General features: G+C 46.3%; 16 protein-coding genes and 1 pseudogene. 1 reads left to right on the forward strand and 16 read right to left on the reverse strand.

From position 1 onward, the window contains the following. Window positions 1-15: 15 nt before the first annotated feature. The 11 genes and pseudogenes from ASL11_RS23265 to ASL11_RS36655 all read right to left on the reverse strand — a co-directional run bounded on the left by ASL11_RS23265 (window position 16) and on the right by ASL11_RS36655 (window position 10,595). Window positions 16-645: an SGNH/GDSL hydrolase family protein gene (locus tag ASL11_RS23265; protein ID WP_056620353.1), complete on the reverse strand. Its 630-nt coding sequence runs from the start codon at window positions 643-645 to the stop codon at window positions 16-18. 59 nt (window positions 646-704) lie between these two features. Then, on the reverse strand, window positions 705-2,921 hold the full coding sequence (locus tag ASL11_RS23270) for a helix-turn-helix domain-containing protein (protein WP_162261676.1): 2,217 nt from the start codon (window positions 2,919-2,921) through the stop codon (window positions 705-707). 119 nt (window positions 2,922-3,040) lie between these two features. Then, entirely contained in the window at window positions 3,041-4,585 is a 1,545-nt protein-coding gene (locus ASL11_RS23275; RefSeq protein WP_056620355.1) for an extracellular solute-binding protein, read from the reverse strand. A gap of 76 nt (window positions 4,586-4,661) precedes the next feature. Further along, window positions 4,662-5,579, reverse strand: coding sequence for a carbohydrate ABC transporter permease (locus tag ASL11_RS23280; protein WP_056620356.1), 918 nt, complete (start codon window positions 5,577-5,579; stop codon window positions 4,662-4,664). Then, window positions 5,579-6,475, reverse strand: a complete 897-nt coding sequence (locus ASL11_RS23285) for an ABC transporter permease (protein ID WP_056620357.1) — start codon at window positions 6,473-6,475, stop codon at window positions 5,579-5,581. Before ASL11_RS23285 ends, ASL11_RS23280 begins: the two co-directional genes overlap by 1 nt. Before the next feature lie 136 nt (window positions 6,476-6,611). Then, a complete protein-coding gene (locus ASL11_RS23290) occupies window positions 6,612-7,799 on the reverse strand; it encodes a hypothetical protein (RefSeq protein ID WP_056620358.1) in 1,188 nt (395 codons plus the stop codon). After that, a complete protein-coding gene (locus tag ASL11_RS23295; protein ID WP_056620359.1) occupies window positions 7,787-9,076 on the reverse strand; it encodes a glycoside hydrolase family 28 protein in 1,290 nt (429 codons plus the stop codon). Before ASL11_RS23295 ends, ASL11_RS23290 begins: the two co-directional genes overlap by 13 nt. A 411-nt stretch (window positions 9,077-9,487) precedes the next feature. Continuing rightward, entirely contained in the window at window positions 9,488-9,679 is a 192-nt protein-coding gene (locus ASL11_RS23300; RefSeq protein WP_056620360.1) for a hypothetical protein, read from the reverse strand. A gap of 55 nt (window positions 9,680-9,734) precedes the next feature. Beyond that, window positions 9,735-9,833 (reverse strand): annotated as a pseudogene (locus ASL11_RS35975) (sigma factor-like helix-turn-helix DNA-binding protein); the annotation flags it as partial. Next, a complete protein-coding gene (locus ASL11_RS23305) occupies window positions 9,823-10,263 on the reverse strand; it encodes a hypothetical protein (protein ID WP_056620361.1) in 441 nt (146 codons plus the stop codon). The gene ASL11_RS23305 and the pseudogene ASL11_RS35975, both read right to left, overlap by 11 nt. 167 nt (window positions 10,264-10,430) lie before the next feature. Next, entirely contained in the window at window positions 10,431-10,595 is a 165-nt protein-coding gene (locus ASL11_RS36655; RefSeq protein WP_157257020.1) for a hypothetical protein, read from the reverse strand. A gap of 141 nt (window positions 10,596-10,736) precedes the next feature. Between ASL11_RS36655 and ASL11_RS23310 the strand changes: the two genes are divergently transcribed. Beyond that, entirely contained in the window at window positions 10,737-11,657 is a 921-nt protein-coding gene (locus ASL11_RS23310; RefSeq protein ID WP_056620362.1) for an AraC family transcriptional regulator, read from the forward strand. Window positions 11,658-11,662: 5 nt separating this feature from the next. On the opposite strand, the gene ASL11_RS23315 is transcribed toward ASL11_RS23310, so the two are convergent. Genes ASL11_RS23315 through arfA form a run of 5 tightly spaced genes read right to left on the reverse strand, consistent with a single transcriptional unit; the run spans window position 11,663 to window position 19,237 of the window. Then, window positions 11,663-13,096 (reverse strand): sulfatase-like hydrolase/transferase, encoded by a 1,434-nt coding sequence (locus tag ASL11_RS23315; RefSeq protein ID WP_056620363.1) that lies wholly within the window; start codon window positions 13,094-13,096, stop codon window positions 11,663-11,665. A gap of 26 nt (window positions 13,097-13,122) precedes the next feature. Then, window positions 13,123-14,646, reverse strand: coding sequence for a sulfatase-like hydrolase/transferase (locus tag ASL11_RS23320; RefSeq protein WP_056620364.1), 1,524 nt, complete (start codon window positions 14,644-14,646; stop codon window positions 13,123-13,125). A gap of 28 nt (window positions 14,647-14,674) precedes the next feature. After that, entirely contained in the window at window positions 14,675-16,213 is a 1,539-nt protein-coding gene (locus ASL11_RS23325; RefSeq protein ID WP_056620365.1) for a sulfatase-like hydrolase/transferase, read from the reverse strand. 22 nt (window positions 16,214-16,235) lie between these two features. After that, window positions 16,236-17,714 carry a sulfatase family protein gene (locus ASL11_RS23330; RefSeq protein ID WP_056620366.1) on the reverse strand — a complete coding sequence of 493 codons (1,479 nt, stop codon included), beginning with the start codon at window positions 17,712-17,714 and terminating at the stop codon, window positions 16,236-16,238. After that, entirely contained in the window at window positions 17,711-19,237 is a 1,527-nt protein-coding gene (arfA, locus tag ASL11_RS23335; RefSeq protein ID WP_056620367.1) for an arabinosylfuranosidase ArfA, read from the reverse strand. Before arfA ends, ASL11_RS23330 begins: the two co-directional genes overlap by 4 nt. Window positions 19,238-19,321: the final 84 nt, after the last annotated feature.

A 19,321-nucleotide genomic window follows, 5' to 3' on the forward strand; every position in this document is an offset into this window, starting at 1 on the left:
GCGTTATGAGCTTCGTTATCGAATATTGTGCAAGAAGCCGGCAATGAATGCAGCCTGCCGCATGCGTATCTCCGAATTGTAGTGCACGTGGTCGCTGAACAGCGTGTAGCCATCGCCTAGGCTTAATGTGTAGCTGTATAAATCGATAGATTGGACGCCAGCAGCCTCCATCAACCGATCAGCAACGCCGTTATAGGTAATGACGTCGCGATTCCACCTTGCAAATTTTTTCATCCGCTCCTCATGAATGACATCATCGACAGGCGTGGTTCTCACCCAAACGATGCGAACAGGAAGAGGCTGCATGAGGTGTAGAATCGCCTGTAAGTTGGCTTCGTACTGCGCTAATGGAATTTGCAACTCACCCGTCGATACATTCCGTTTCACATCGTGCAGTCCGCAATTCAGCATCAATATGTCATGATCGAACAGACGATTAGCTACGAGATAAGATAAATATTGAAGTACCATACCGCTGTCCCCACCGTTTGCACCTCTCATCGCCTCGAGGAGATCTTGGTTTTCGTTAATAGAATCCCGATCCTTCTTGCGATCGTAAATCATTCTCCCTTCCAGCATTGGCTCCAAGTAGACCCCGTAATCGATGGATATGCTGTCCCCTACAATGAACAATTTATCCAACATAATCCCTCCTTTTCAAATGGCCAATTTACATGTAAGAACCACCTCCTTAGGCGGTAACTTTACTGTTTCGTTTGATCTCGATATTTGCCGGGTGTAATGTTCTCCGAACTTTTGAATGAGCGAATAAAATTGCCGGAATTGCTAAAATGCAGCTTCTGCCCGATCTCATTAATCGTCATATCTGTTTCCCGCAGCCATCGTTTCGCGATGCCTAGACGTACTTTAGCAAGATACTCGCCGAAATTAATGCCCATTTCTTGTCGGAATACACGACTGACATACACAGGATGGTAGTTTAGCCGCTCTGCGCATAGTTCCAATGTAAGATTAGTCTCTGCTTCGTTGTTAATCATCGTACAGATTTCTTTGGAGATGCGATGATGCGCCTTGTCTTTTTGCTCACCAATCAACTTGACGACTGGCGCGATCAACATTTGCATAAACCAACCTTCAATTTCCGGAATCGTCTTAATTTCAAACAATCTTTCAAATAACGAAACCGTTCCGTCGTATGGCATAACACCACCTATTTCCTGATGCAGTCGAAGCAGATCGGTAAGAAGTCTCGCCACAAAGATTTGGTAATCCCGATGGTTAGCCGCATTCTTGTAAATTTCCTGCAGCAATCCGCTGAGCTTCTGCCGAATCTCTTCTTCATTGCCTAATTTAATTGAATCGATTAACTCATTCTCCATCTGCATTGGAAAAATAGGGGGCAGCTCTCGGTTAGGCTGAACATCGTCGAAGAAAAGCAGCGATTCTTGCTCATAGCGAATTCGGTATTTGAGGGCTTCTACCCCTTCTAAGTAAGCCATCGGTATTTCCTTTAAATCTGTATGCACCCTGCTTACACCGATGCTTAAAGGCAAGCGCAAAAACGCTCTCACCTTTTGCTGAATGTCCATCGCACGTTCAAAAGCCAGAAGTCGAGCCTCCTGAGGGTCGTCGCCCTCACTCCCTATGATCAACACTTGCGAATGGTTAATCACAACCGTCTCGAAGCGCTCATGAGCCGGAACGATCTCACCTGCAATATTGCTGATTGCAAACATTAACAAATAGCGATCCTGCTCTGTATAACCGGTCCCCTCAAGGGTATCGATTTCCGATACAAGCACCATATATTGCTTCAAATTGGTTGGGTAATTGTAGCTCCTCATCATCTCTTCAATTTCATTACGGCGCCATTCGCCTAGTAGGAGCTTGGTTACGAAAAACTGCTTCAACTGTTCGCCCATTTGCTGCCGTAAGTGAAGCAATGACTTCAACTTTCCGCTGATAATGTCAATCTCGTTCCCTTTGTCCGAGCCCGACACTAGATCACGGAGCACGCCATACCATCTTTTGATAGGTGAATAAATCACACGTGAGCTGTAAAGCGAGACCAGGAAGGTGAGAATTAAAATTCCCGTACAAATATAAATCGTGTACCGGCCAATTTCCCTTGAATCTATCGAAATATCATCTAACGAGATAACCGACAAATACAACCAATTATTGTAGCTTGAACGGTAGGGAATAATTACAGATGGCTTGCCGTTCAGTTGGGCAGTAACAGCCTTATCATTTTCAAGATTGCCGATTTGCGCCACAGCAGTGTCGAGTGCACCTTGTAGATGCGAATCCGAGCTCGTTCCAGCTACAAAATTTCGGTCTTCGTCCATAATGAACATTTCGCCAAACTCTTTATTTTTGGCAAGGATGGCATCAAGGTCATCAAGCGAAATGTCGACGAGCAACAAGGCAATAGGATTGGCTGAATGCAGAGGCAGCCTTTCAACGACCGTGACGGTTTTGTCGGATAGGTAGTACCGATTAAATTGCTGGCCTGCTTCCGTATAGCGAGAAAAAAGCGTTGGATCTGAATAGTAGGTAAAACTGTTAAAACGGCCTCCACTGCTGATCAACCAATTTTTTTGAAGATTGACAAGCACGACATCCGAGATCCCAAGCTCATAGGACTGCATAAAAGAAATTTCCTGTTGAATTTGCCCCACTGCCTGAAAGTCATGTTGGGTAACGGTTTTGTTTAGCGTCTGGGCGACTAGCGTGGAGTACATTAATTGATTCATCATTTTATCAACCAGACCTAATTCCCTTTCCGTTCGCAGATGAATCTGAGCTAAGATCAAATCGTTCCCACGGATCACTTTCTCTTTAATCGAATTGGAGGAGATCACATAGGAAAGTAACCCCAGCGTTATAACCGGAATGGCACCCAGTAATATACTGATTGCCAGCAGCTTGGTAAAGTATCGAGACACTCCTATGTTCATGCGCTTTCTTCCCGACCCAATAGAAGACTTCATGGCTACTCCTCCGTTATGACGACTGGGGCTACCTCTGTCCGATAGTCCAAAAAAAGCCCAGGCATTGTTAGCTAGTAGATTATTTGCTACTTCTTAACCGCCTGATAAGCGGCGTTTATTTCATCAATGTACTTGGTACCTCCGCTGCTCTTCCATTGCTCAACCGCTTTTTTCCATCCCGCTGTGTCAAGCTCGCCGAGAATAAATTTGCTTTGAGCATCGTTGACGGTTTGATCCAACGTCTTGCCGAGTGTGGTATAGGTGGCCGATTTATAAGGTGCCGCAGGATTGAACACAGCAAACTTCTCATTTTCCCTGCGGACTTCTGTCGATCTAGCGACTTGCGGATCGTTCGATTTTAATTGCGGCAGCAAATCAGTCAATATATTCATGTTATAGATGCCTGGACCCGCGCCTGTCGACTTGGTGAAGCCATCTTGATCTTTCCACACGACCTGTCCGCCGTCCAACGTATAGTTGACTCCTTCAATGCCATAGTTTAGCAGGAGCTGTGCTTCCTTACTGCCCAATTTATCAATAAAACCTAAAACCTGGCGCAGCTGCTCTTCTGTCTTTACGTTTTTCTTTGGAATCATCATCATCAAGTTAAAGCCGGATTCACCACGTGTTTTGATGCCTGCCGGACCTGTAAATTGGTTAATCATAATCACTTGTGCCTTCGGATCATTTTTCTGGACTGACTTCTCCCGAGTAGAATCAGACACCTGATAATAAATACCCGCTTTGCCGCCATAGAAGATTTCGTTCTTCTTGTTAGAATCGACCAGTAGGAAATCCTGATTGACGCCATGCTCGTCATATAACTTTTTCATGGCATTAAGGGCCTCTGTGTACTGTGGTGTCAGCACAGCCGGAACCAACTTACCACCGTCTTCCGCCCATTCGTTCGGTCCGCCTAGCCAGGTCAATAACGCCTTGAAATCCGAACCACCATTATCCATCACCCATCCGGTTGTATCTTTCTTCCCGTTCTTGTCGGGATCACCAGTTCCAAAAGCAACCGCTGTATTCAACAGCTCCTGCGGCGTAGAAGGCGCTTTAAGCCCCATATTGTCCAACCAGTCCTTGCGAATAAATATTGTACTTCTCGCTTTATCTCGAGCACGGTAGATCCCGTAATTTTTTCCTTTGTAGGAAGCATTGTTCAGGACACCCGCATCAAGGCGCTTCAAATTAGGGTAATCTTTGATATAGGGCGTTAAATCCCAGAAGACACCAGCATCGACAGCATTGGTAACTGCTGGTAGATTGAGATCGGCAACAACAATTGTAGGCAAATCTCCTGCCGCGAGGGAGGCGGTTAGCTTGTCATTGTATGCCGCGTTCGGCACCCAGTTGATGTTCAGCTTAGAATTGGTAACCTCCATCAGCTTCTTCATGACATCACTATCGGCTGCCGGTGCATTTGGCGAGGTGTACATGGCCATCATGGAGATACTTACCGCTTCAGCTGGTTTCGCGCTGGACGTGGCTGGTGCCGCAGTCGCGGATGATGGGGTTGCTTTTGACGTATCACCACTTGTTGTTCCTTCGCTGCATGCCGCTAGTAACGCAGTGCTTACTACTAATACGAGCATAGCTCTCTTTTTCTGATAAGTAATCGTTTTCATTTCTACCATTACCCTCTTTCTATTAAAATTATATATTAAATGATGACGAACTGCACTCCCGAAAGCCATGCCAACATCATCCTTTAACCGAACCGAGTAGAACGCCCTTGGTAAAATATTTCTGCAGAAACGGATATAAGAGTAAGATTGGAAGCGTCGCCACAACAATAACAGCCGCACGAACGATGTTCGAAGGTGGAATGTAAGTGAACTCGTCATCCCCGATCCCGGCCGTACTGACCGTCACGATTTGCCTCAGCAATACCTGAATTGGCCATTTGGCCTGATCATTCATATACAGAATCGCCGATAGGAATGTATTCCAATGACCCACCGCATAGAAAAGAGAAATCGTTGCGACGGCCGGTAGCGACAAAGGCAGAATGATGCGAAACAGGATCACGGGGTCGCTCGCGCCATCGATCTTCGCTGATTCCTCCAATTCATCTGGAAGTGCCTGAAAGAAGCTTTTAAGTATGATTAAAATGAAAGGACTAACTAGCCCGGTAAGCCATAACGACCAGTAGGAATTCAGCAGCCCCATCGATTTTACCAGTAAGAAATTAGGAATCAGCCCGCCACTGAACAGCATGGTGAACAAGATCATCAACATAACTGGATTTCGAACTTTTAAATATTTTCTCGATAGCGGATAAGCGATTAACGATGTCACAATAACATTAAGTGCGGTCCCCAGCACGGTAATGAATATTGTATTCAGGAGGCTTCTTGGCAACGTGTTGGAGGAAAAAATAAACCGGAATCCATCCAAGCTGAATTTTGTCGGTATAAGAAGAAACGAATGCGCTGCCAACTGAGAAGAATCCGCGACAGATGTTGCAAAGACATGCAAAATCGGAATGAAACAAATTAATGCATAAAGAAGTAGGAGGGAATAGTTAATCCCATCGAATAGCAGGTTTCCCGAACGCTTCTTGGACGCGATGATTGGCAAAGATACGTTTCCTGTGGCTGTCGGTTTCGTCTGTTCCATTACCATATACCCTCTTCTCCGAACTTTTTGGCCAAGCGGTTTGCGAGAAACACCATAATCAGACCCGCTACCGATTTGAATAGACCCACTGCTGTACTGTAGCTAAATTGACCACCTAGAATCCCGACATTATAGACGTACGTATCGAATACATCCGCCACACCTCGATTCATGGAGTTCGACATCAAAAACACATGGTCAAAGCTAAGATCCATGATATCCCCTACTTTAAGAATGAGTAGAATGACAACGACATTGCGTATGCCTGGCAAAGTAATATGCCAAATTTGGCGTAGTCTGCTTGCTCCGTCAATCTCTGCTGCCTCATAAAGACTCGTGTCCACACCAGCTATGGCAGCTAGATAAATAATCGTGCCCCAGCCCGCATCATGCCAAATAGACTGAATCGTATATAACGGTCGGAACCATCCGGCATCGAGCATAAAGTTAATTTTATTGCCGCCAATCGAAACCAACATATTGTTAACGATCCCACCTTCCGTCGTCAGCATGAGGTAGGACAGCGAAACCACTACAACCCAAGAAAGAAAATGCGGTAAGTAAATAACCGTCTGAATAAATCGTTTAAAAAACTGCTTTCGGATTTCATTTAACATGAGTGCGAGAAGGATTGGAATTGGAAAAGCAAATACAAATCCATACACAAACAACATCAAAGTATTTCGGAGTAACACAAGAAACGTATCTTCCGTAAATAGCCTGTGGAAATGCTTGAACCCCACCCAAGGACTACCCGAAAACCCGAGAAACGGCTGATAATCTTGAAAAGCGATTATGTTACCGAGCATCGGCAAGTAACGAAAAATAATAAAATATAAGATACCGGGAATCATCATGAGATATAGCCAACGATACTTACCTAACTCCAATTGCACTACCTATAACACCACCTTGTCGAGTAATTAAACGCTTGCAAGCTCACTATAGCCGGATTCAAGATTATCCGTATATTCTCTTTGAACAACGACATGCTAGACAGCGCTGTTTCGAACTCGATTATCATTAGTTAGCCTAATTATCATTCGTTAGGATTGAAGCTAAATCCATCTGATAGACGTGTCGCTGTCCTTCATGCGTCGAATCGAATGAGATACACGTGCCTTCTCGATTCCAACGGGGATGTAAATCGCAGCGGATATCACCGTCCAGTTCAGGCAGCGAATAATACGAGGCGAGTTTGATTCCCTTTTGCGTTTGTAGATTGTAGATATACAAATGTCTATACGAATCGCTATCTGGATAACTGTCATAGAGCATGAACCGCCGATCCGGGGAGTAGCTGCAATGTCCATCCTTTAGAAAAAAAGACTTATCAATCGTCGCTGCCTCACGCTTCATGTCTTTCCACACATATAGCTGCTCTCCCTCAGGATTGGTCGCCAATTCACCAGCATGGATAGCTAATTGCTCGCGGTCCCGCCAATGATAATGAGACGCATAGCCATAGTCGGCAAGCAGGAATAAATCGGAACCGTCCGTATTCATTGTCACAACAGCTGTTTTCCACACCTTATCTTTATCAGGGAAACAGCGCACCAGAGCGACAAGACGTGAGCCGTCCGTGTTAAAGGTGATATGGTTGATCAATATTTTTCTATCCTCACCTTGAAAATACGATTTGGTAAATTCCCATAAATGCTGTAAAGAAATTGTCAGCCGACTGATTCCTGACAACAGGTCAATCAGATAGATACCATCATCTTCCGGATGGGGGACGTTCGAGTAAGCGTCTATTTCTCCCGCATACCCGTATCCCGGTCGAAAATCGTACATGCGTGGGAAATTGATACTGACTGCATATCGACCAGTCGGATCGACATTAGCAACCGGCCTTTCCAAGGGATAGGACTTACCCGTTGATATATTCAGCACGATACCTTCATAAACGCTACCGTTCCTCTGATTAAATATAACCGTGTCCTGCGGATACGCGGGATGCCATTGCAGCATACTGCCCTGCTGAAAGTTCCATGCCGTTGTTTCTCCGATGACGGTGAAGCTGTTATTCCGCAAATCGATAAAACCAAGCTCGGCTCGGTCTTCCGCAAGCGGAAGACGATCACAAAAGGCGACTCTATGGCATAGATGATACCGATCGTTTCCGCTCCATGCCGGCGTGTCATAATAACCGAAAAAATAATGACCGTCTTCGTTTGTTAGACGCTCTGCTCTCAACACTTCATCCTTTATCCGATCCATTGCTCATTACCTCCCGCTTCAATAGGCGCGTGATCGTAGAGAACATTCTCCGAATATGCGAGACATAGTTTATGGCGCCTATGCTCGGCCGCTTCTGTGCATTCGAAAACTTGAATATGATCAAGTCTCACGTTCTTTCCATACGCAATCGTCATATAGGCGGGCTTGATCATAAATTCAGTATCCCGCTGCTCTTTAAGCATCCTTTTGCCCGTAATGGGTTTATTTCTATTGCTGTAAGGCGTATAACCGGTAATGCGCATCGTTATATTTTGAAATGAAATATTATCGAGCAAGCTGTCCGGTGCTCCTTGAACAACAATTGTGCTTTGCGTATTAATGAAGAGATCGCGAAATGCTATATCTCTCACACTGCCCATTTTTGAGTCAGCATGCCGCTTCTCGATATCGATGAACAGCGGTAATACCGGCTTGATATGATACAAGTCTGCTGATTCAATCGTAATATCACTCATTCGCACTCTCTCTACGCTGCCTCCGTCTTTGACGAAGAAGCCGATCCCGATCGATGCATGAATGGTGCAATGATTGAAAGTAATATCGCTGATATTCCCGTACGTCTCCGTTCCTAGCTTAATGGCTGTATTCGGTGTCTCTAGGATGCAATTCGTCACGAAGATTGGCCCGCACGCCTCTTGCTCCGTGCTTTTTATTGGGATGCAATCGTCACCTGTCGATAGGTGACAATCTGAAATGAAAACATGGCGGCAGCTGTCTGGTACGATACCGTCAGTATTCAAATGATAGCGATAATTCTGTATCGAAATGCGGCTGATATATACCGTATCGCAATGTTTTAAATGAACGGTCCAAAACGAGCTGTCCCGAATACGAATATCCTCCAACGTGACCGAGCGGCAATTATCGAAGAAGCAGGTGCAGACCCGCAGATCAGGCGGCTGCGGTACTCCCCACCAAGAGCCGAACTTCTCTGTCCCGAACCCCCGAATCGTTCCTTTCCCTGTAATACCGAATAAATCTGCATTCGTCGCTTTAAACAAAATCCTGCTCTCGTACACGCCAGACCAGTCTTCTCGATAATCAGCACGATTCGTCGAAGCCCAAAGCGTAGCGCCTATTTCTAGATGTAGCAAGACACCGCTCTTCAGTTCGACACTTCCAATTAAATATTCGCCAGCGGGAACGTTAACCGTCCCTCCGCCAATCCGGTGACATTCGTCTATCGCCGCCTGAAACGATGGACTGTCCAGTATGGATAGATCACCGACAGCTCCGTAAGCCTTCACATCCAACATGTTCGACCACGATCCTTTCTATAGTAAGTGCTGTAAAGAATAACCTTCGTCAGTACAATCTAATAAGGTTCTTGAGCACGGAAGTATCGTAACGTACTTGTGAATTATCCGTATATATTCATTACCTAACTATCTTTGAAATTTCGGTCTACTCACAGCGCTTCAATATCTGCGGAGTAAATAGCTGCAGCGGAGTACCCCGTATCTGCAAATCCATTCGGATCATAAGCCGTATATCCGCTAGCATGCAGAATATTATATAGATTGTTGAAGTCAGTTTTTTAAATATGTGTTTGAAAAAAAGAGAAGTTTTTCGACATTCGTAGGATACATATATGAAACCGTAAACACGTAAAAACCCTACGATATTATCTATTATCGTAGGGTTTTTAGAGCTTATTTTATTCGAATCTAATGAACCAAACGCCCATCCCGAAACCGCACAATCCGCTCCGCCTGCTCCGCAACGGAGCCCGAAGGCCCCATGATAGCGACAAACTCGCCCTGCGCGATGTCTAGTGAAATGTCATCTAACGCTCGGATCGTTTCGCCGCCCATGTGATAAAATTTGCTGACATGCTCAATTTGAATTAAGGCTGTCATTGTCTTCGCCCCCATTATTTGAAGCCAAATAAATGAAGAATACGATCCAATTCTTTTACCGCTTCGCCTTATAAAATTCATGATACAGCCTCATCAACGCCCGCTTCTCAATACGTGATACATACGAACGCGAAATACCCATATTAAGGCTTATACGGCACAATATTTGAAGTGCTACTACTATCCCCATCTGTATTCGAACCAACCACTCTGTAATAATACTGCGTTCCTGCTGTTAAGCCGGTATCCGTAAATTCATAGAATGGAGCTGCAGATACCGTCCCCCTAAGCGTCCCCGGACCCGGATAAATATTCGATGCCCATGAAGAACGATATACTTTGTAATTACCGGTTGGCAAATTTGATTTACGTAGAATGAATTGATCGAACATGGTTTGTTGGTTCTTGCTGAAAACTCCAGCATATCCTTGCGTAAAAGAGGTGTCGGTTACAGGATCACTGATGACATCTTCATTCAACATGCCTACAAGTGAAGAGCCATTCACCTTTAAGCTTAAAGTTGCTTTTGTCAGCGTAACACCGATATACTCGTCATCAATATCCGCGATTGACTTACATACCAAATCACCTGCAGGACTGCCGTTAACAACTTTTTGAAGCTTAATATACTGCTGACCAGATGCAGTTGAGCCGGAACAATCGGCACTCGCAAGACCAAGCCGGTAATAATTGTTCCCTGCTGCATCAGAACGAACAGCAACTCCTGCTAAGCTAGACCAGGTTCCAGCCTCTACCTTGTATCCCCATATCCCAGATCATCTGCATAGATTAGAATCACATTTGGTGCAGCATTCACTTTGGGAGAATCGGACATTCCCATGAGAATCGCTGCCCCGGTTGCAATAAAAAGAGTCTTTGCAATTATGTTCCAGTTTACATTATCCGTAATAATCATCACCCTCCAAATATCAATCAATTTTCATACCACATAAAACCTAATCTCTCATTTGACGGTATTGTCGAATCATGTAACATTGCTTATACTTTCATATAGGGATGAAAGGTTCATACACAGTTGGTAGATGGGGTGTTTACGTTGGGATATTTGACTAAGATTAAACAATTAAACGAGCTGCGTTTAACACTCAAATGGATTTATGAGTGGAAGCTCCCTCCTGAGCATGAACTTTTCAAGGCCAGCTTCCCCTCTACGGTCATCTGGGTCATTCTAGAAGGGCAGAAAAAGGTGCAGATTGGCGAAGTCCTTTACGAATTAAAATCAGGCGATATCGTTATTATCCCACCTCTTACATCTCGCACTGGATTTCAAGAGAAAGCTTCCAATAGTGATTTTCACTACATTACATTAGCAGCTGATATTCATGTTGGCTCCCTGGATTTTGTCAAATTGTATGCCATGCCCGTTGTTTATCAAATAGAAGAGCAAGAAATTTGGCTTCCGGTTGTAGAGCGCACTTATCATCTTCTAAAGCAATCCGACCAATTGTTGGAAAGTATGCAGTTGGACAGTCAATGGAATAAAGATGTGACTGAATTTACTTCAGAGCTGTCTACACTTCAAACCATTGAGTTGCTCGATGTGCAGCGTTTGTTTTATGAGTGGTTTCTCCAGCTATGCCGACTTGTCAGTTCCCTTTTGCCGGAGCAACCCATACAAACGGATAAGCGCCTAAGAGAGGTTTGCGAATATATCCATAGAAATATTGGAGGTCATTTAACTCCCTCGCATCTCGCTGCTGTCGCTTATGTGAGTGAGAGTCACCTCCGCCTTCTGTTCCGCAAAGCGTTCGGCAATTCACCTATGGAATACGTCCTCAAGGCTAGGATCAAGCATGCGAGAGAGCTATTGTTGGATAGTGAGAACAGTCTCGGAGAGATTGCACGCCGGGTTGGCTTTGATAACACAAGTAAATTCAGCCGCCATTTCTCGAAGTTGGAAGGACTCAGCCCACGAGATTATAGAAAACAATTTCAAAATCCGGGGAAAGGGCATTAATCCATTCATGCTAGCAGCTTCTTCATAAACATCTGGATGGCAACTCTGCGAAGCTCTGCCAATTCATGCACATATGCAGGATAGGACACTACGTTCTCAAACTCTTCAGGGTCCTTCACCAAATCGAACAATTCTTCATGTTCACGCCCGTTTTTAGCTACATGAATATATTTGATACGCCCATTGCTAATCGTTAGGAAGCCCTCTCCCTCGCTGATCACATAGTTGTATCCTCCTGCTTCTATCCCTTCTTTAAAATCGCGGCCATCGGTAGCAATTGGCGGGGTATCAGCCGACTTCAGGCAAGTTGCCATAATATCGGTCAGCATGACCATTGCATCCGTTATCTGATGCGTGCTTTCCCCAGGATACTGTACGAGTAACGGAACGTTAAGCACGTCCTCATAGCCGCAGTCTCCTTTTCCCCATATCCCATGATTACCAAGCATTTCACCGTGGTCCGCCGTGAAAATAATGAGCACGTTATTGCCCCAGCGCCTTCTTACTGCCTCTAAAATGTGCCCGATCTGGTCATCAATAAGAGCAATATTCGCATAATAGCTTTTTCGAAGCTGAAGCCAATAGGCATCGTTGTAGTTTTGCTGCGCATAATTCGGTGCGCTGTAAGAGCCATCGGCGATGCCTCGCCCATCCCCGTAGTAGCTTTTATGGTGGATTCGGGCTGTGTCTTCGAATTCATGATCCCGTCTAACCATCCGTTTATCCCTACTCATATCCACACGATCAAAATAGACGGCAGGCGGATCAAATGGGTAATGCGGCCCGCTGAACGATACCCAACATAACAATGGTTCTTCTTCCGAATAACCTTCGATGTATTCTACCGCCTTACGCCCCACCCAGCTGTCGGGATGCCATTCCTCTGGACCAGGGAACGGAAATACTTTGGCTTTATTCGAATCCCACGTATCCCTCCGATAAGCATCTAGATAGCCAGCTGCCTCCAGCTCCTTTGCGTAATCATCATAGAACCACACAGATACCTGCTTGTCGTCCTGTAAATCCAGATGATCTATGCCAAGGGACAAGTAATAGTCTCGGAACGTCTCATAGGGCAATGTGAGGTCAGGTCTCGTCTCTCCATAGGGCACGGGTGAGAAGTGGCATTTCCCATGTACTGAAGTGTGATAACCGCTTCTTTTCAATTCCTGAAATAAGTTAGGAATTTCTGTGCCCAGTTCACATTTGCGAAAATTACTATATGCACCACTGTTATGAGGCAGTTTTCCCGTCACCAGAGCACAGCGGGAGGGCATGCACCACGGACTCGCTGTGTAAGCGCGTTGGAATTGGATAGCTTCTGATGCCAATGCATCCAGATGTGTTGTCGTGATCGCTTCGTTGCCATAGCAACTCAATGCGTCCTTCCTCAACTCGTCCATGGTAATCAGTACAATATGCGGTCTTGAAGAAGTCATATCCTTTCCTCACTCTCCTATCCTTTTTATGTCGCGAATCCTTCCAAGACTCCCCGTTGAATCAGCTTATTCGCTACAATCTCATGCAGGAACGGATTCGCTTCCTTCAACTCCTGCAGCAGCAACCCCCTAAGTTGTTTAAGAGTCTCTCTACTTGAAAGAGAGGCGGCGATATTCATATTTTCTCCAGCATCCATTTCTAAATTGTACAGCTCTTCTATATCTCGATAACGGAATACATATTTATACGCCGAAGTGCGGATTGAGAAATTGACACTATCCGTATTCACATTAAACTGCTCCGGTCCCCCCCGCTCTCCACCAACGACAGCACTCTCTGATCCACCAATCTTAAACGTCTCGGCGAGCACGTAGTCCCTGTGTGTCGATGTTTGTCCGTGAAGCAGCGGCACAAAGGATCGACCTTCGTGTTTCTGCTTGATGTTAACACCGGTCAACTCCGCCACCGTAGGCAGTAAGTCAATGAGCGAAACCAGTGCGTTGCTGCTCGCCGATGACCGATAATCTTCACCAGTGCCTGCAAGGATGAGAGGAACGCGGAGCGCTTCTTCGTAATGAAGCGGAAACCCCTTCTTGATCAGCCCATGGGAACCCATCATATCACCATGATCGGAAAGGAATACGATAAGCGTATCCTCATAGAGCTCTTCCCGCTTCAAATAATCAACAACGATTCCGACCTGTTTATCAATCAAGGCACACAGCCCCAAATAATGGGCAATATAGGAGCGCCATTCATTATCATCCAAGCCATTCAACTCGGAGAAATAGGAGGATTGCAGCACCTCGGATGGCTTCCCGTCTATCCCCTGCAAAAAGTTGATCGGCAGCTTGACCTCGTCAGGTTTAATCAAGGTATCATAAGGGGCAGGTACGATCATCGGGAAATGCGGAGCATTATAGGAGCATACCGCAAAGAACGGCTGATCATCCGGTCTGCGGTCGAGTGCCTCCGTAAATCTGTCCGTTTGCCAGGTCTCGAGAAAATGCTCTTCCTTAATTTCGGCTGTTCCATAGGGTGCTTTCCCCTCCCGCTTAAGTTGTCCGATATCGGAATGCGTCAAATTCTCGATATGAGTCTCATGCAGCTGATATCCATGTGTTTGTGTGTATTCACGGTACTCTTCAATGAATCTGCCCCGATCTCGGCCCTCGATCACGGCTGGAATCGCTGAAACATCGTCGAAATGAAACCGCTGCGGCGTCGTACCTGGCACATGCCACTTGCCTGTATAAATGGTATGGTAACCAGCTTCTTTGAAATTAGAGATTAGTCCTTCATCCTGCAGGTCCTCTCGAATGCTTTTCCAATTGCCGGTCACTTCATGCCCATGGGGCATAAGTCCCGTCCATAGGCTGGCACGAGCTGGGCAGCACAACGGATATGCGGTGTAGCTGCGATCCAACGAGATGCCTTGGGCTGCAAGCGCATCGATATTTGGCGTTACAGAACGTTCGCTGCTGAGACTATTCAACGTATCCCATCGTTGTTCATCACTCATTAGAATAACGATATTTTTCGGTTTCACGTGGCACTACCTCCATAGTTGTCATTTCTTAAGGCTTCAACTTCTTCTGCTCAATGAGTCGATTTGTATCTTCGGACAAGTCATCATGATCCAGTAGCTGCTTGTGCAGGCGATGCTTCATCTCTTCAAGCAAGTTTCGCTTATCAGATGCATGTATTAAATTTTGAAGTTCAAATGGATCCTGCTCTAAATCATACAACTCATCGGAATCATCCAAATGAGCGACGTACTTATACGTCTCCCAGTAAAGAGCTCTCTGAATCTTCTCGTAATCCTTATGACCGAAATGAACGGCCATAAGATCTTTGCGCCATGTGCTAGGAATCCCAAAGTCAGAATCATTTGCAGAATTGATATGCGTTATCAGCCCTGCCAAGCTAAGTCCATCCATATGCACAGGAACTTGAACACCGCTCCATTCCAGAACCGTGGATACAATATCCATATTGCTTACGAGTGCTTGTGTGCTACAGGCTTGCTTCGTCACACCTGGCCATTTTACGACGAGTGGAATCGCCATAGTTTCCTCCGTCAGCATAGCGTCCTTATCGAACAGTCCACCGTTCGTGGCCAGAATATCACCATGATCTGCCGTATAGATGACAATGGTGTCCTCTGAAATCCCCAAGCGATCTATCGTATCCAGTACCTTCAGGAATGCCGAATCTGTCTGAGCAAAATGCTCATAAGCTCTCGCAAGCAGCGGCTGCCATTGGTCCCATTCGGTGAACCCAGTTCGGTTCCGCCAATCATCTCGATCACGCTTATGGTAATCAGGGCGGTCCGCAAAACTATTGCTGAAATTTGGATATTCAGGAATACGCTTAGCATCCATTGAGTTTCGAAACGGTTCAGCTACGAGATAAGGCTGATGAGGGCCCCAAATATCGACCCGAAGTAAGAAAGGCTCTTCTCCCTGAGCAGCCTCTTCTAACCAATCACATGCAAGCTGTGAGACGAAGTATGCTTCGGTAGCCTCCACAGGCGATTTAAAGTGTGCTGTACTAGCAGACCGAAAGCCGTTAGTACTAGCTCCCGCAAAGGATTCCACGTCTTTCATGTTGATGTCAGACAAAGAAGCACCGGAAATGCTCCACTCCACATCCACAATCGGATCGGGAAGGTCAAACCGCTTCAAGTAACTCGCGTATGCCTCTGATTGGTATGGCGTACCATACCCCTCTAAAGAAAAACCTTCAAAACCATATTCCTGTGCATTCTCCCTCCCGGCGTGCCACTTGCCAAAGTAGCCGCACCGGTAACCCACAGACTTCAAGAACTCACTCAATACGGGCGTTTCCAAGTTCATTGCCCCTTTAAGACTTCTCGAATCGTTTCTGGTAATACCGTGCTTATGTGCATACACGCCAGTCAACATACTCGCCCTCGCAGGAGAGCAGAGAGGCGTTACGGAATAGGCCCGGTCAAATGTAGTCCCTTCCGTGGCAATTCGCTCATAAGCGGCTAGTCTCGGCTTCGGCCCCTTCGTATCACGAAAATGCTTCCAAACAACATGATCCTGCGTCAACCAAACAATATTCGGTTTTCTATTCGGTGTAGCTCCCATAGTCACAATCCTCGCATTCGTTTTAAAAGTCGGCCTGTCGTTCGGGCAGCGGGTCGACCGTCCACGCCATACGATCCGTCATCAGTTCCATCATCTGCAGTTTCACCACTAGATAGGCAGGATCGTCGTAGAGATTACTCGTCTCTGCCGCATCCTTCACTAAATCGTAAAGTTCACCTTGCTGAGATGAATGGACACGAACCAATTTATATCTGCCGTCAGATACCATCGTACAGTGCGGCGGCAGATCAGGATGCCAAGGCTGCGCATTATAATATTCACAGTAGACGCTGTCCCGGTGAGCGTCATGCGGTACCTCCCCTTTGAGCAAAGACCAAAGTGACTTTCCCTGAATCCCCGGCGCCACATCAGCCTGAATGGCATCCAGTAGTGTCGGGGCCAAGTCTACGAGTTCCACAAGAGCTGATGTACGAACACCCGATTGGATAACGCCCGGCCATGCAATCAGAAGGGGCACCTTGACAAGCGGCTCATAGAAATATGGACCCTTCCAATATATCCCATGATCACCCAGCATCTCGCCATGATCTGACATAAATAGGACGAGTGTATGCTCCAACTCCCCTGTCTTCTTGAGTACTTCCATCAGCAGCCCTATCTGTTCATCCACATGCTCCATAATGGCCCATTGTGAAGCACATATTAGCTTATGTTCATATTCAGTCATTTCCTTATAATTCAAATGCTTAGCAAAGTTATATGCTTTCTCGCTGTCCATCTTCTGATAGTCCGGTTTGTTGTCCAGCTCACCGGGTATGTAATTGGGCAACGGAACACGATCTAGATGTTCCATGTATTTATCTAGCAGCCGCTTTGGCGGATCGAAAGGATGATGCGGATCAAAAAGATTAAGCGAGAAGAACCACTTATTTCCCTGCTTGGCATTGGAGCGAATGAACTTAGCAGCCTCCTCTATGCACCACGTACCTTGACGGTATTCTTCGTCCTCCCCGTAATAGACTTGGCGGGAGCCTGCAATAGCTTCTCGTTTCAACTCTTTTCCCTTCTCATTCAACCATTGTGTATGTTCATTCAGCGCCCATTCGTGAGTGCCACCTGTCGCTGGAGACCAGCGGAACACTTGGTATCCGTCATCCCCCCGTTCCTCAACGCCAGGACATACGGCTGGGTGAGTAGGAGCCAAGTGCAGCTTTCCTGCAAGTCCGCAGACATATCCTTGTTCCGCAAATCGCTTTGAAATAAGCTTCTCATCAGAAGGAAGCTTCTGGCCGTTTTGTCTGCACCGGGTCGTACGCGGGTATCTCCCCGTCATGAAGCTGGCGCGGCTTGGTGTGCATACAGGGCTTTGACAGTAGGCTCTCTCGAAAAGAGTACCCTGGGATGCGAGTTTATCAATATTCGGGGTATTGACATTTGGATTGCCGTAACAGCCCAGCGTATCTGTTCGCTGCTGGTCCGTGCAGATCCATAAGATATTGGGCTGACGACGGACGTCCCCATTCCCTGATTGGATATTCATTTCCTGTTCCCTCCTGCCGGTTTAAATCTCCAAACGTTCCACGACAACGGCAGCAGCCTCGTGCTTAGGCGGTTATCATTGACTAGGGGGACAAAACCATTTCTCGGAACAATCGTATCTGGAGCATCTGCTTTATTGTAAGCAGAAGGATTCTCATGCTGCACAACAATGCTTTCATGGCCTATTAACGCATCAAAGCCTCTCAGTTCCAAATTCATCTCAAGCTCCTCGCTTAAACTGCGATTCACCGCAAAGACCGTCAGCACACCAGAATCATCATCAAATACCGATACCGCTTCAATAAGAGGTGCCTCTCTTTTCTCATTCGTCACATACGATGGGGCTTGCATCTGGACCGGTAAGGCAAGTCCTCTCCCAAATCGGGAGGCATGCAGAAATGGGTAATAAATCGACTGCTTCCATACCCTTCCATCGGAGTCTGTCATGATAACACCAAAGACGTTCACGAGTTGTGCAATACAAGCGATCCGAATCCGATCGCTATGCTTCAACAGTGAAATCAGCATCGAGCCGAAAACGATCATATCAGCTGTTGTATGACTTCCTTCACACAGCGCTGGACCAACAGTCCACGACTCGGCATCATTCCCTTTCCACGTACTCGGCACGACATTCCACTCATCAAAGGACAAATACATCCGCTTACTCGAGCGCTTCTTCGCCTTTACGAAGTCACAAGCAGCGACGATTGAGTCAATATATTCATCCATGATCAATGATTTCGCCAAATATGCCTCCAGATCGTCCTCTTTATTGTCCAGATACATGTGGACCGAAAGATAGTCTGCTATGTCATAGCAGTATTCCATTACGGTTGCATCCCAATCAGGATAAGTGGGAAGATTTAGGGAGGAACTTCCGCAGGCGACCAACTCAATCGTAGGATCGAGTCGTTTCATCACCTTTCCAGCCTCCCGGGCGAGAAGACCGTATTCCGCTGCTGACGTGTTGCAAATTTGCCATGGACCGTCCATTTCGTTGCCTAGACACCACAGCTTGAACGAATATGGCTGTTCTCTGCCATGGGCGTTTCGCAGCTTACTAAAGCTGCTTTCCCCCGCCATATTGCAATACTCTAGCAGATGAGCCGCCTCCTCAACACCGCGGGTTCCGAGATTGACAGCCATCATAACCTGTGAGCCTACTTGCGAAGCCCACTTTGCAAATTCATCCAGTCCAACCTCGTTCGTTTCCAAACTTTTCCATGCCAAATCCATACGTGTAGGGCGATTCACCTGTGGTCCGACGCTATCCTCCCAACGAAAACCAGAAACAAAGTTTCCACCAGGATATCGGATGACCGATACATCCAACTCTGAGACCATGCCCGCAACATCGCGCCGAAAGCCTGCTTCGTCAGACTCCGAATGCTGCGGCTGATAGATACCTCCATATACACAGCGCCCCATGTGCTCGATAAAGCCGCCATAAATTCTCGAATCAATGCGTGATATGACGAAATCGCGATCTATCACAGCTCTCGCCTTTTGAACTCCAGCCATCGTTCACTCACTCCATTTCAAAAGTAAAACAGCTGGTGAAGGGAATCCAGCCTCGGCTGCTTTCCACGGAAGCCTGTTCTTCAT

Source organism: Paenibacillus sp. Soil750 (genome assembly GCF_001428045.1).
Taxonomy (GTDB): domain Bacteria; phylum Bacillota; class Bacilli; order Paenibacillales; family NBRC-103111; genus Paenibacillus_E; species Paenibacillus_E allorhizoplanae.